This window comes from Pseudoneobacillus rhizosphaerae (assembly GCF_917563885.1).
Taxonomy (GTDB): domain Bacteria; phylum Bacillota; class Bacilli; order Bacillales; family Cytobacillaceae; genus Pseudoneobacillus; species Pseudoneobacillus rhizosphaerae.
In genome coordinates, this window is sequence record NZ_CAKJTG010000011.1 from 49,264 (window position 1) to 61,998 (window position 12,735).

Sequence of the window (12,735 nt, forward strand, 5' to 3'; positions counted from 1 at the left end):
GCATGTTCTTTTTATGCAAAGGCTGTTTTCGCAAAGATTGTTGCTTTTCGAACTAAGTTTAAACCCGTATTTATTAAGGCTTCGGGGCATCTTTTCGTCATTGTTTCAAGTTTTTTTGTGCTAATCTATGATTTTGTTTGTTATTTTAAATGCATTAGCAACAATGTTTACGAAAAGAGCCTATGCAAAAGAAACTTTTGTTCTTTTTTCAGAATTCTTATATAATTGGGTTAATTGCTTTTTAAGTAAATTATGGCTAAAGATACACCCCAACTAAAAAACAATAACCATTAAACTCAAGGAGGAAAGCAGATGGTGTCTGAAATCATTCAACTTCGCCCCTAAAGGGGGCAAAAGTATCTGAGCCACCAAACTTGGAGGTTTAGAAATGAAAAATTATGTATTTGTTGTAGGGTTATCTGAATTTGCATCCCGAATGAATTTTATGGCTATATCGATGCTGCTACTGAGTTTTCCGGGGGCTGCCTGGTACTTAACAGCCTTTTTTATCGTAAGACAAATTGGTGGGGTTTTAAGTAGTTTAATTTCTGGGAATATCGTAGATAAATATGATCGAAGAATAATCATGCTATGGAGTGACGGGGTTAATGGTTTTGCAGTCTTGCTTCCGATATTAATTCCTCATCCAATTGCTATTTGTGTTTCGGCATTTATTCTCGGAGTAACGTACCAGCTATTTTATGTAAGCTATTCATCCTCGATACCTGATATGTTTGGGTTTGAGAAGAGTGAACGGGTCAATGCCTTAATCGTCCGAATTGCCTCCGTGGTTAGTATTGCTGGATTTTTAATTGGAGGGTGGTTGACTGAATATTTAGGACATGTGTCTGTTATCTTATTTGATAGTTTAACTTATTTGATTGCCGCCATTTATTTGGCAAGGATTCGATGGAATTCAAATCCGATAGAAAATTGTAAAGTAGATGTGCCAACTAGTCTTCCGAACATTTTAAGAAGAAATAGAATCATCACTTTGATCATTATTACTAGTTTTTTCTACACGATGGCTGTTTCGGCTTACAACTATTCTTTACCAATGCTTGCAAGTACGTTTAAGCTTGAAGCCTTAACAAACGGATTATTTTGGGCATCAGCCTCTGCTGGTGCATTTATCGGAACACTATTTAATAACAAGTTTAAAAGCTTTACAAGCTATCTTTTGTTTCTTCTAATATTTGCGGTGTCTATTAATCTGGCATTTTCAGGGGCAATTGCTTACCTATGGATACTTGTATTTCTTTTTATAGCTGGTGGATTTGAAGGAATCGCGCAAGTGAATGTGACGACTATTCTCCAAAAAACACCATCTAATGTGCGAGGTAAAGTTTTTTCTTTACAAGCTCTATTTTCAAGAATCGGATTTTTTATTGGATTCTTAATTTGTCCTATTATTGTTCAAAGCTTTTCAATAAAAATAAATGTTTGGTGGCTTAATGCGCTTTTAATAATTTGGATTCTAGTGCTATTTACTATCATTTATGTAGGAGAGAAAAAATGGAAAAAACAGTTGATACTTTATTAAATGATGAACTATTATTTAATATATTTGGTAGATTTTCCTTACAATCAGATTCATATAAGAAGCTAGGTGACTTTGAGAATTATGTATACGAGGTTTACAAGGATGGTCAGCCGATTATTTTACGCTTAACTCATAGCTCACATCGAAATCTAGAAGAAATTCAATCAGAATTAGATTGGATGAACTTTTTGAATAAACGTAAAGTAAATGTTCCGTTAGCCTATGAATCTACCAATCAAAAGCTAGTTGAAAGTATACAAACACTAGATGGATCCTATTTTTATGCTTGTGTTTTTACTAAAGCGCAAGGGGAACCAGTTAAAATCAACTCTTCTAAATTTACGGAGGATTTATTTTATGCTTGGGGTAAAGAAATTGGAAAAATGCATCGAGTGACTAAAAACTATCAACCAAGTGAAGGAATTGTTCGTAGAGCGAACTGGGATGAGGAAGACCTGTTGTTAAATATCGGAGAATACATTCCAAGTGAAGATACCTTTATTGTTGAGAAGACAAAGGAACTAATTAGCAGAATTAATTCCCTTCCAAAAAATAATGATAATTTTGGTTTGATTCATACGGATATGCATTCTGGAAATTTCTTTTTTGATGATAAGGAAATTCATATCTTTGATTTTGATGATAGCTGTTATTTGTGGTTTGCTTCCGATATTGCGATTCCACTATATTATTCTATCCTATATGGGTTTGGGGATAAATCCCAAATGGAGAGAATGGAATTTGCGAAAGAATTTATTTCAGCTTTCACAAACGGGTATAAATCTGAGAATGCATTACCAGAACTATGGGAGCGTCATTTACCGTACTTTCTTCGTCTTAGGGACATCACGCTATATTCTGTCCTACATAAGAAAATAGCGCCTGAGGACAGAAATGAAAAGATTCTATCTTGGATTAATGAAATGGGTGAAAGAATTAAAAACGATAAAGCCATTATAGAATTATATTAAGAAAAAAATAGGCTCGTAAAAGGTATAAATCCTTCTTTGAGCCTTTTTTGTTGATTTTCAGGCTAAGGTGATTTGACATAGATTCGGAAATTACTTATAATTAATTTGAATTCGAGATAAATTTTAAACAGAAAAATAAAGGAATGAATAATATGACAAATGAATCTTCCCAGTCACTCAAACTTTTTATCGTATTGTCTAGAGCATATAAAGCAATAAATGAACAAGTCAATAAATTTATCCAAACAAAGGGTCTAAATCCTACTGAGTTTGCTGTTCTAGAGCTTCTTTATCACAAAGGAGATCAGCCACTTCAACAAATAGGTGGAAAAATATTATTAGCAAGTGGGAGTATTACCTATGTGGTCGATAAACTAGAAGAAAAAGGTCTTTTAAAAAGGAATGCTTGTCCAAAGGACCGTCGGGTAACGTATGCCCAAATTACCGAAGAAGGAAAAACGTTTATTGGCGAAATTTTTCCTGAACATGAAGAACGGATTCATGACCTTATGTCTAGCTTATCACATGACGAAAAAGAAACAGCGATTGAATTAATCAAAAAGCTTGGATTGTCTGTTGGAAAATATTAATAAAAAATAACAGTCCTTTTTAGGACTGTTATTTTTTATATAAGAAGGATTTTTATTTTATTTATCGAAGTAGTTATAGTATTTTTATTTTCAAATAAAAAGGGGGATTCATCGTGAGATTTGAGGATTACACATATGTAAGACCAAATATGGATGAAGTGAAAGAAGCATTTCAAGCTGCGCTTGAACAGTTTAAAGCGGCTGATAGTATTGAAAATCAAAATGATGCCATGAATAAGATTAATGAAATAAGAGCCAATCTGGGAACGATGTTCAATCTTTGTCATATTCGTCATTCTATTGATACCAATGATGAGTTTTATAAAGCTGAGCAGGATTATATGGATGAAATTGCACCAGAAGTAGAAGGGTTAGTTTCGAAGTATTATGAAGCGTTAATTGCTTCTCCGTTCCGGTCAGATTTAGAGCAAAAATGGGGACGTCAATTATTCGATTTAGCTGAGGGCCAATTAAAGACTTTCCATCCTGATATTATTCCGTTGCTACAAAAAGAAAACAAGCTTTCTTCTGAATATACGAAGCTTGTAGCTTCTGCAAAAATCATGTTTGAAGGAGAAGAGAGAACACTTGCTCAACTAACTCCTTTCGCTGAAGCAAAAGATCGTGATATGCGTAAACTTGCGAATGAAACGAAGTTTGGATTCTTTAAAGAAAACGAAGAAAAGTTTGACCAAATTTATGATGAACTTGTTAAAGTTCGTACAGAAATTGCTCACAAACTTGGTTATAAAAACTTCGTTGAACTTGGTTACTATCGAATGAGCCGGACAGATTATAATGCTGAGATGGTGGCAAACTTCCGTAATCAAGTTAAAGAATTCATTGTTCCAATTGCTTCGAAATTAAAAGAGCGTCAAAGACAGCGTATTGGTGTAGACCAATTAAAGTATTATGACGAAGATTTTAATTTTGAAAGTGGAAACGCTACTCCTAAAGGTAGTCCAGAATGGATTATTGAAAATGGACAAAAGATGTATGAGGAGCTATCTAAAGAGACTGGCGAATTTTTCCGTTTTATGGAGGAGAATAACCTAATGGATCTTGTTGCGAAAAAAGGAAAAGCTGGTGGCGGTTATTGTACATATATTGATGAATACAAAGCTCCATTTATTTTCTCAAACTTTAATGGTACATCTGGGGACATTGATGTATTAACTCATGAAGCAGGTCACGCGTTCCAAGTATACGAAAGTCGTCATTTTGAAATTCCTGAATACAATTGGCCAACTTTTGAGGCTTGTGAGATCCATTCGATGAGTATGGAATTCTTTACTTGGCCGTGGATGGAGCTATTCTTTAAGGAAGATACAGACAAATATAAGTTTTCTCATTTAAGCAGTTCCTTACTGTTTTTACCTTATGGGGTATCAGTGGATGAGTTCCAACATTGGGTATATGAAAACCCAGAAGCTACTCCACAAGAAAGAAAACAAGCTTGGCATGATATCGAGAAAACGTATTTACCACACAAAGACTATGATGGAAATGAATATTTAGAGAGTGGCGGCTTCTGGCAACGCCAAGCGCATATTTATAACTCTCCATTCTATTACATTGATTATACACTAGCACAAATTTGTGCGTTCCAATTCTGGAAAAAATCTCGTGAAAACATGGAAGAGGCTTGGAAGGATTATGCTCATCTTTGCCAATTAGGAGGAAGCCTGTCCTTCACAGCTTTAGCAAAAGAAGCAAAATTAATTTCTCCGTTTGAAGATGGCTGTGTAGAGTCAGTTGTAGGTGAAATCGAAAACTGGTTAAACTCAGTAGACGATACAAAACTATAATAGGCATTAACGCATTAAAGCACTGAGGGACAGTCCCTCAGTGCTTTAATGCGTTAATGTGATTTTTTATATAAATTGAACTTTCCAAAATGCTCGTCATTGTTTGTCCATTCTCTCATATACATAGAAAGGAGAGGGAGGAGATTTCGTGAAACCTAATTGGGGCGCAGCCTTTCAAATTGCAGCCGTTTATGTTGGGACGGTTGTTGGGGCGGGATTTGCTACAGGGAGAGAGATTGTTGAATTTTTTTCCCGGTTTGGCTTTTTTGGGTTTATTAGTATATTAATGAGTGGTTATTTGCTCATTTTTTTAGGAACAAAATTAATGCGTACGGCAGCAATAATAAATGCAAAATCCTATCAGGAGTTTAATGAATATTTATTTGGAAAATATTTAGGTACGGCGATAAATTTTTTAATGTTGTTCATGTTACTAGGAGTTTGTGCCGTGATGCTTTCGGGTGCGGGGGCTATTTTTGAGGAGCAACTTGGTCTTAATAAAATTTTCGGAATCATGCTCACGATTGGTTTATCTATTTTAGTTATGTTTGTCGGCATAAAAGGCTTATTTGCCGTAAACGTCTTTGTTGTTCCATTAATGATAAGTTTTAGTTTCATGTTGATGATCTTATCGATGAAAATGCCGAGCTTTTTGGAAAACTTTTTATTTATTCCTTATATTGAAGATGGGTGGAAAACGGTTATTGCTCCATTTACCTATACAGCCTTTAATTTGGGTCTTTCACAAGCTGTTCTAGTACCAGTAGCTTCAGAAATAAAAGACGACCAAACTATAAAGTGGGGAGGAATACTAGGTGGAGCAGCATTAACCCTAATACTAATTTCAAGTCATAGTACACTTGTTATGCTCCCTAATCTGGAAACCTATCAAATTCCTATGGCAATCATCATGAAAAGTCTCGCATCTGGCTTTTATGGAATATTTGTTTTCATTATTTACGGTGAGATTTTCACCTCGGTTATTGGGAATGTATTCGGGTTAGAACGCCAGTTGAAAAAATATATTTCTTTACCAAGCATAATTATCGTTTCCCTCATCTTTATCATTACGTATTTTATAAGCTTAATTAATTATAGTACCTTACTATCCTATCTGTATCCTCTGTTTGGCTACATTACGCTTATTTTTTTTATTTTACTTTGGATGAGACCTTTGCCAAAACAAAAATAGAAGCTGGATGATTCCAGCTTCTTTCTTATTCTTTTTCCATTTGGTTTTCTTTCATAATCGTTTTAGCCATTTGATAAAACGCATCCCGATGATCTTCCTTAGTTTTGGCATTCATCGTCAATTTTAGTTTTATATTAGGATCATTAATAAAATAGGTAGCTACAATATCATCACCACTATGTATTTCATACATCGATGTATCTTCAAAGAAATGATCGGTTAAAGAAGTTTCAACAGGATTGGCCTTATTATACAATGAAGTCAATTCAGCATATGTGGACTTTTTTAATAAATTCCAATCTATATCATCTGATAAAAGCTCTATCCTCATAAATATTGCTTTATTTTTGGAGAAATATAGTAAATCTTTTGCAGGCTCTTCGACGATTAAATCATAATCAGGTAAGACGTACATAGAATAATTTTGATTGTCATTATATTTGAGGAAGGCTGTCTTCTGATGGGTTGCATTATTCATTTCGTAAGAAAGATTTTGCTCTAATATTCGAACCAATCGAATCATATTCTGAGTGTCGTTTATATCATTTTGTTCAGGTGTATCTATTTTTTTAGTATAATTACCTCTATTATAAATGAAATTATTACAGCTAGTCAGAACAATAACTAACAGAGCCAGTAAACACAATTTGATTAGTTGTAAAAACATTCATTTTTCCTCCCTAATTTCATAGAGCAGAGTAACTCTAGTAAATTAGACGTAAATAAATAGAAATAGTTACAAAAAATCTCAAAAATTTTATAGAGGAAATAGGATGAAAATAAATAGGTCAAATACTAAATGCGAAACAATAACAAGAGGGATACTTCTCTTCCATACATACAATGTTCCCCAAAAGAGCCCAGAGATAAAAGCGGCTAAAACCAAAATCCATGCTCCAGAATAAAGGCTGACCGAGGCATACATAAGGGAAGATATTATAACACTCCACCAATATCCCTTATTACGAAGCAATCTTTTTTGAATAAAGCCTCGCCAAAATATTTCCTCCCCAGGGACGGCAATTAACATTAATGATAAATAATGCCAAAATAAAGTAGGGGAAAATCGCTTATATAAACGTGAAATATCTTTTTGAACAGGAATTTGTAATAACTCCAATAGAAAATCGCCTAACCAAAACAAACCGAATAGCACTAGTCCCGAAACTAAACCAAACGTTAAATAGGTGGGTAGAGGGACTGCATCATCAACTTCTTCTTTTATGATGGAATAGCTGATTAATATAAGCATGGTAGCTGTAAACATATACCAAAAAACCTTTTGATCTGAATAAGTGAAGTATAAAAGGATATGTGCCATAAAAAATCCTATTAAAATACGGGAGTTAAGTTTGCTCAATATCATAAAAAGTTATACTCCTTTCTCTCGAAGTAAGATAATTGTAACAAAAAAATGGTTGGAAACAAATTCTGATAAATTACCGAAAAATGTTTAAGCTAATACTGTTAAGAAAGGAGGAATGCACATGACCAGAAATAAGCGAGAAAAGGAACGAGCGTGGACTGTACGTAAACAAGACCAACATCCACATGGTAAAGTAAAATCACTTAAAGAATTGGCAACAGGTTTAGATCAGGAAAAGTAAAAAGACTTAAAAAAATAAACAAGCAGCCAGAAGCTGCTTGTTTATTTATATAGCATTCTCTCTTATAATTTTATAGTTTTTATGATTAACAACGGTCCGTTGATCCAATTCTAAATCACGATAATTATCCATATAGGTGAGATCAACGATAACAGAGTTTTCATTTACTTTTTCAACAACCCCACGAAGGCCTTCTTTAAACTCGATGACATAACCAACTTCTGCTTTTTTCAACCATTCCCTCTCCTTTATATCCCTAATACAATACCTTCAGTTTGCACTAATATCGAATATTCGTAAAGATTATCCGAACATTTCAGAACGGTACAAATAAAACTGTAATAAATTTGTCAAAAGTTATTAGCTTATTTTACCATAAAAGCAAAGTAAAATAAATTTATTTATCAGAAAATTATTGAAAATCAGCATTTGCCTACAGGTCCGTTATAATATAGCTAAACTAGTAAGTAAAATGGGTGAGGTGAAAAAAGATGGATGAAAATTTTTTTAATGAACAATTAGATAATTTGAAAAACGGTATTGTTTCAGAGTATTTCGTTTCGAAGGAAGACTTCTTGAATTTTCGGAAGGTTTTAGTGAAAAGACCAGATTTTAAGCATTTCAGAGGAATCGCTCAGCGTTCAGGAGCGGTTGTTTATCAATATAAGGAAGTTGCGCGTAGTTAAAAGAATACCTCCTATTAGCAGTTTTTTTCTCCGGCTCTGGCAACCTAATCAAGGCGCTGCTTGAGCTTTTTTTGTTACATAAATGTAATATATCTGTTATACAATCCCCATCAAATGTCATTTTTTTGATGAAATTGGAAAGGGTTTCAAATGGATAATTTTTCCATTTGATAGATTAAACGTTTAATAGCCTGCTATTAGAAAGTATGCCATATTTTGGCTAGTGAAATGGAATATTACAACTGTTAGCCTTATAGTATAGCCAAAACGGCAGAATGGAGGCAATAAACATGAAAAAGCTTAAGAAAATGATTATTGGATCTGTACTTTCACTATCTTTATTTGGGTTTCATTCTCATGCAGATGCAGCAACAAACTATCAAGTGAAATCTGGTGATACTTTTTGGAAGATTGCTAGTAGGTTTGGTGTTACAGTAGGTACTTTGAAAAATACTAATGATCGTACTAGCAACATGCTTTATGCTGGAGAATCGATTTCAATTCCAGCAAGCACGATATCTTTCGCAGATAAGGATCTTATGGCCCGTCTTGTACAAGCAGAAGCAAAAGGCGAATCTTATGCTGGAAAGGTAGCAGTTGCGACAGTTATTTTAAATCGAATGGACCATCCTGATTTTCCTAATACAGTTAAAGGTGTTATTTATCAAATAGATGGAGGCTATTACGCTTTCACACCCGTTAAAAATGGTACGATTTATAACCCAGCCGGTTCAGAAGCAAAGCGTGCCGTAAATGAGGCGCTTGCATTAAGAGGAGTTGGTAAAGGTTCGATTTACTTTTATAACCCCAAAACAGCTGTAAGCAGTTGGATATTTTCTCGTCCTGTAACAACAAAAATTGGAAATCATGTCTTTGCAAGATAAAATGGATGCCGATTTTGTTCCTTTTTATTTCTACTTACCTGAGATAAAAGTTCTAGGTAGAAGGATATGTTCATATATTGTGAAAGAATGATGAACTTTATCCAAAGGAGTGATGAAATGGGAATCCGTTTATTAAAAATTTCCGTTGTCTATTTTGCCATTGGAATTTTGTTAGGATACTACATGTCGATTTCACATGCAGTTGAACTAACTGGTGTACACGTTCACGTCAATCTTTTAGGATGGGTATCTCTAGCTTTAGCTGGCCTTTTCTATCATCTATTTCCTACTTTAAGTTCAAACCGTTTAGCGACTGCTCATTTTTGGCTTCATAATATTGGACTTCCGATCATGATGATTGCTCTGGCATTATTTTTAAAAGGAAATGAAGGCGTTGTTCCAGGGATAGCAGTTGGCGGAACGCTTACAGTGTTAGGTATATTGCTTTTTGTTTGGAATGTCCTAACAAATTTAAAAGAATAACTTGAGAGAGTGACTGTTTTTACAGTCACTCTTTTTCTTTTAAATACATGAATAATGGAAAATGTGGAAAAAATAAAAACGTTAATAAAAATGCTTTTTCATAAAGGAGTTTTGTATACCATGGTAGAAAAACAATTTAAAGTGACAGCTGAAACAGGAATCCATGCTAGACCAGCAACATTGATAGTTCAAACAGCTAGTAGATTTGACTCTGAAATCCATTTAGAGTTTAAAGATAAAAAAGTTAATCTTAAATCCATTATGGGTGTTATGTCTCTTGGGGTTGGCCAAGGGGCAGATATTAAGATTTCTGCTGAAGGCTCTGATGAATCGGATGCCTTAAAAAGTCTTGAAGAAACATTGAAAAAAGAAGGACTGGCTGAATAATGGCGTTTTTTTATTAAGTAGGTTTAATTGAAAATCGATTAGGGTAATCTATACATACGCGTAAAATTGTGGGATGGAAAAGGGATTAGGTATAAAACCTAGTCTCTTTTTTTTTGTTTAGTGATAAAATAGGAGGGGAACTAGAAAAATATTGAGGTGAATAAAATGCAATCAAATAATGAAAAAGTGATTGGTTTCATCGGTTTAGGTGTAATGGGAAAAAGTATGGCGAGAAATCTTATTAATGAAGGTTTTAACTTAGTAATTTATACGAGAACGAAAGAAAAAGCTGCTGATTTAGTTGAAATGGGAGCGAAGTGGGTTGATTCACCTAGATATGTAGCACAAAAAGCCAATACCGTAATAACAATGGTAGGTTACCCTTCGGATGTGGAGGAAATTTATTTAGGTGAGGAAGGTTTAATTAATCATTGTAATAAAAATACATACTTAATCGATATGACAACCTCTACGCCAACGTTGGCGAAAAGAATTTTTGAAGTAGCAAATGAAAAGGGCTTACATGCATTGGATGCACCAGTTTCAGGTGGTGATATTGGGGCAAGGGAAGGCAAGCTAGCTATAATGGTTGGAGGTAACCCTCAAGCATTTGAAGCGTGTTCACCCGTTTTTGAGGCACTAGGTAAGAATATTGTCTATCAAGGAGAGGCAGGGTCAGGACAGCATACTAAAATGTGTAATCAAATTGCGATTGCTTCCAATATGGTTGGCATTTGTGAAGCTATTGTCTATGCAGAAAAGGCAGGTTTAAACCCTGAAACCGTCTTGCAATCTATTTCGACTGGTGCGGCTGGTAGTTGGTCATTATCTAATTTAGCACCGAGGATTCTTAAAGGTGATTTTGCGCCTGGCTTTTATATCAAGCATTTTATTAAGGATATGAAAATCGCACTTGAAGAAGCGGAAAACTTAGGGATCGAGGTTCCAGGATTATTCCTTGCTAAAAAGATGTATGAAAAGCTAGCTGAAAATGGTGAAGAAAATAGCGGAACACAAGCATTATATAAATATTGGTAAATAGTCATATTCTCACCATTTATGTAAAGTTTGTTCTAGCATATATAGTCGCCAATCTTTTCATAATAAGTTTGTAATGAAAAGGAGGGTAATACATTGGCAAAGAAAACAAAAAAACATGGGGCAGATCAAAAGAATAAACAAGGATTCGACTCTGCCGTTTTAAACGAAGAATTCGCGCATGAATTTGGCAGTGCTGCTACAAATAAAATAAAAAAGGATAAGGCTAAAAAAGAAAAAGCTTCAAAAAATAATGGTGAATTTAAAGGCTAGATTATATGGATAAAAAAATGCCCTTACTCAAAAGGGCATTTTTTCTTTATAAGTTTATGTAAGCCTCTAATCTATTTAGCCCTTCTTCTAATGTTTCCATTGAATAAGCATATGACAAACGGAAATAACCTTCCCCATAGGTAGAAAATGCACTTCCAGGTACAACAGCCAATTTTACTTTTTCAACAAGCTGAAGGCAAAACTCAAATGAGTTCAGTTCTTCGGTTAAAGCTGGTATTTTAACAAAAAAATAAAAGGCTCCATCAGGTTTAACTACTTCAAGACCCATCCTTTCTAGACGAGAATAGACAAAATCACGTCTATTTTTATATTCTTGTTTCATCGGGACCGCATCATCTAATCCATTTGTTAGAGCTTCTAAAGCTGCAGCCTGTGAGATTGTGGTAGCACAAGTGACATTATATTGGTGAACCTTCAAAATGTGCTGAGTTATTTCTTTCGGTGCAAATAACAGTCCTATTCTCCAACCAGTCATAGAATGTGACTTAGAAAGTCCATTAATAACAATCGTTTGTTCACGGATATTGGATGCAATTGAATAATGTTCCTGCTCAAAATTCAGCTCACTATATATTTCGTCAGCCATTATGAATATGCTACGTCCTCGAACAAGGTCTGCAATCTCCTCCAATTCTTTTTTTGTAAGGCTTACCCCAGTCGGATTTGATGGGTACGGTAATACAATACAGCGAGTGTTTTCGGTAATATAAGGTTTTATCACATCAGCTGTAAACCTAAATTGGGTTGGGCGAATATCAACATAAACGGGCTTGGCTCCGCATAGGCGGATAATCGGTTCGTAGCCGGGATAAACGGGGCCAGGGAGAATCACCTCAACATCCTCATTAAGAATGGTTCGAAAAGTAATATCTATAGCTTCACTAGCGCCTGTTGTCACAATAACCTCAGTTTCAGGATCAAAAGTAACCTGATATTTTTTATTAACAAAATCAGCAGCTGCACTTCTTAGTTCAATGGTTCCCGCATTATGCGTGTAAGATGTAAAATTTTCATCTATTGCCTTTTTTCCAGCTTCCTTTATATGTAGGGGGGTAGGAAAATCAGGTTGTCCAATCGTAAGGGAGACCATATTCTCTGTTCCTGCAACAAGGTTGAAAAATTTACGAATGCCTGAAATTTCAATATCTTTTACTCGCGGATTTATTAAATGTTCCACTTTATTAACTTCATCCTTCCGAAATATAATATCCCTATTCTAACATGACCAGTAATAAAATTTCATATAATTAAC

General features: G+C 34.6%; 16 protein-coding genes. 12 read left to right on the top strand and 4 right to left on the bottom strand.

Features of this window, described 5'->3' with window-relative positions:
• Positions 1-388 precede the first annotated feature (388 nt).
• From LRP83_RS11520 to LRP83_RS11540, 5 genes are all read left to right on the top strand, one after another.
• Positions 389-1,543, top strand: coding sequence for an MFS transporter (locus LRP83_RS11520; protein ID WP_230496837.1), 1,155 nt, complete (start codon positions 389-391; stop codon positions 1,541-1,543).
• The gene (locus LRP83_RS11525) at positions 1,516-2,514 is read left to right on the top strand and encodes a phosphotransferase enzyme family protein (protein WP_230496838.1); all 999 of its coding nucleotides are present in this window, start codon (positions 1,516-1,518) and stop codon (positions 2,512-2,514) included. Before LRP83_RS11520 ends, LRP83_RS11525 begins: the two co-directional genes overlap by 28 nt.
• A gap of 152 nt (positions 2,515-2,666) precedes the next feature.
• A complete protein-coding gene (locus LRP83_RS11530; protein WP_230496839.1) occupies positions 2,667-3,104 on the top strand; it encodes a MarR family winged helix-turn-helix transcriptional regulator in 438 nt (145 codons plus the stop codon).
• A 113-nt stretch (positions 3,105-3,217) separates the two neighbouring features.
• Complete coding sequence (locus LRP83_RS11535; RefSeq protein WP_230496840.1) at positions 3,218-4,912, top strand: M3 family oligoendopeptidase; 1,695 nt, start codon at positions 3,218-3,220, stop codon at positions 4,910-4,912.
• A 148-nt stretch (positions 4,913-5,060) separates the two neighbouring features.
• A complete protein-coding gene (locus tag LRP83_RS11540; RefSeq protein ID WP_230496841.1) occupies positions 5,061-6,104 on the top strand; it encodes a YkvI family membrane protein in 1,044 nt (347 codons plus the stop codon).
• Positions 6,105-6,129: 25 nt separating this feature from the next.
• Here LRP83_RS11540 and LRP83_RS11545 read toward each other — a convergent pair whose 3' ends face one another.
• The gene (locus tag LRP83_RS11545; RefSeq protein ID WP_230496842.1) at positions 6,130-6,771 is read right to left on the bottom strand and encodes a DUF8580 domain-containing lipoprotein; all 642 of its coding nucleotides are present in this window, start codon (positions 6,769-6,771) and stop codon (positions 6,130-6,132) included.
• Between the two features lie 90 nt (positions 6,772-6,861).
• On the bottom strand, positions 6,862-7,425 hold the full coding sequence (locus tag LRP83_RS11550) for a CPBP family intramembrane glutamic endopeptidase (protein WP_230496843.1): 564 nt from the start codon (positions 7,423-7,425) through the stop codon (positions 6,862-6,864).
• Positions 7,426-7,591: 166 nt separating this feature from the next.
• Here LRP83_RS11550 and LRP83_RS11555 point away from each other — a divergent pair, with 166 nt between their 5' ends.
• Positions 7,592-7,711: a DUF6254 family protein gene (locus LRP83_RS11555; RefSeq protein ID WP_230496844.1), complete on the top strand. Its 120-nt coding sequence runs from the start codon at positions 7,592-7,594 to the stop codon at positions 7,709-7,711.
• A gap of 45 nt (positions 7,712-7,756) precedes the next feature.
• Here LRP83_RS11555 and LRP83_RS11560 read toward each other — a convergent pair whose 3' ends face one another.
• Positions 7,757-7,945 carry a YkvS family protein gene (locus LRP83_RS11560; RefSeq protein WP_230496845.1) on the bottom strand — a complete coding sequence of 63 codons (189 nt, stop codon included), beginning with the start codon at positions 7,943-7,945 and terminating at the stop codon, positions 7,757-7,759.
• 257 nt (positions 7,946-8,202) lie between these two features.
• Between LRP83_RS11560 and ykzS the strand changes: the two genes are divergently transcribed.
• From ykzS to LRP83_RS11590, 6 genes are all read left to right on the top strand, one after another.
• Positions 8,203-8,397 (top strand): protein YkzS, encoded by a 195-nt coding sequence (gene ykzS, locus LRP83_RS11565; protein WP_230496846.1) that lies wholly within the window; start codon positions 8,203-8,205, stop codon positions 8,395-8,397.
• A gap of 290 nt (positions 8,398-8,687) precedes the next feature.
• Entirely contained in the window at positions 8,688-9,281 is a 594-nt protein-coding gene (locus tag LRP83_RS11570) for a cell wall hydrolase (protein WP_230496847.1), read from the top strand.
• A 117-nt stretch (positions 9,282-9,398) separates the two neighbouring features.
• On the top strand, positions 9,399-9,764 hold the full coding sequence (locus LRP83_RS11575) for a cytochrome-c oxidase (RefSeq protein WP_230496931.1): 366 nt from the start codon (positions 9,399-9,401) through the stop codon (positions 9,762-9,764).
• 120 nt (positions 9,765-9,884) lie between these two features.
• On the top strand, positions 9,885-10,151 hold the full coding sequence (locus LRP83_RS11580; protein ID WP_230496848.1) for a phosphocarrier protein HPr: 267 nt from the start codon (positions 9,885-9,887) through the stop codon (positions 10,149-10,151).
• Positions 10,152-10,316: 165 nt separating this feature from the next.
• On the top strand, positions 10,317-11,189 hold the full coding sequence (locus tag LRP83_RS11585) for an NAD(P)-dependent oxidoreductase (protein ID WP_230496849.1): 873 nt from the start codon (positions 10,317-10,319) through the stop codon (positions 11,187-11,189).
• 96 nt (positions 11,190-11,285) lie between these two features.
• Positions 11,286-11,462 (top strand): hypothetical protein, encoded by a 177-nt coding sequence (locus tag LRP83_RS11590; RefSeq protein ID WP_230496850.1) that lies wholly within the window; start codon positions 11,286-11,288, stop codon positions 11,460-11,462.
• 46 nt (positions 11,463-11,508) lie between these two features.
• Here LRP83_RS11590 and LRP83_RS11595 read toward each other — a convergent pair whose 3' ends face one another.
• Positions 11,509-12,660: an aminotransferase A gene (locus LRP83_RS11595; RefSeq protein ID WP_230496851.1), complete on the bottom strand. Its 1,152-nt coding sequence runs from the start codon at positions 12,658-12,660 to the stop codon at positions 11,509-11,511.
• Between the last annotated feature and the right edge of the window lie 75 nt (positions 12,661-12,735).

What these genes read in the sequence shown, in the direction of transcription:
- LRP83_RS11520 (WP_230496837.1), top strand. Translation starts at nt 389, where the DNA reads ATGAAAAATTATGTATTTGTTGTAGGGTTATCTGAATTTGCATCCCGA.
- LRP83_RS11525 (WP_230496838.1), top strand. Translation starts at nt 1,516, where the DNA reads ATGGAAAAAACAGTTGATACTTTATTAAATGATGAACTATTATTTAAT.
- LRP83_RS11530 (WP_230496839.1), top strand. Translation starts at nt 2,667, where the DNA reads ATGACAAATGAATCTTCCCAGTCACTCAAACTTTTTATCGTATTGTCT.
- LRP83_RS11545 (WP_230496842.1), bottom strand. Translation starts at nt 6,771, where the DNA reads ATGTTTTTACAACTAATCAAATTGTGTTTACTGGCTCTGTTAGTTATT.
- LRP83_RS11550 (WP_230496843.1), bottom strand. Translation starts at nt 7,425, where the DNA reads ATGGCACATATCCTTTTATACTTCACTTATTCAGATCAAAAGGTTTTT.
- LRP83_RS11555 (WP_230496844.1), top strand. Translation starts at nt 7,592, where the DNA reads ATGACCAGAAATAAGCGAGAAAAGGAACGAGCGTGGACTGTACGTAAA.
- ykzS (WP_230496846.1), top strand. Translation starts at nt 8,203, where the DNA reads ATGGATGAAAATTTTTTTAATGAACAATTAGATAATTTGAAAAACGGT.
- LRP83_RS11570 (WP_230496847.1), top strand. Translation starts at nt 8,688, where the DNA reads ATGAAAAAGCTTAAGAAAATGATTATTGGATCTGTACTTTCACTATCT.
- LRP83_RS11575 (WP_230496931.1), top strand. Translation starts at nt 9,399, where the DNA reads ATGGGAATCCGTTTATTAAAAATTTCCGTTGTCTATTTTGCCATTGGA.
- LRP83_RS11580 (WP_230496848.1), top strand. Translation starts at nt 9,885, where the DNA reads ATGGTAGAAAAACAATTTAAAGTGACAGCTGAAACAGGAATCCATGCT.
- LRP83_RS11585 (WP_230496849.1), top strand. Translation starts at nt 10,317, where the DNA reads ATGCAATCAAATAATGAAAAAGTGATTGGTTTCATCGGTTTAGGTGTA.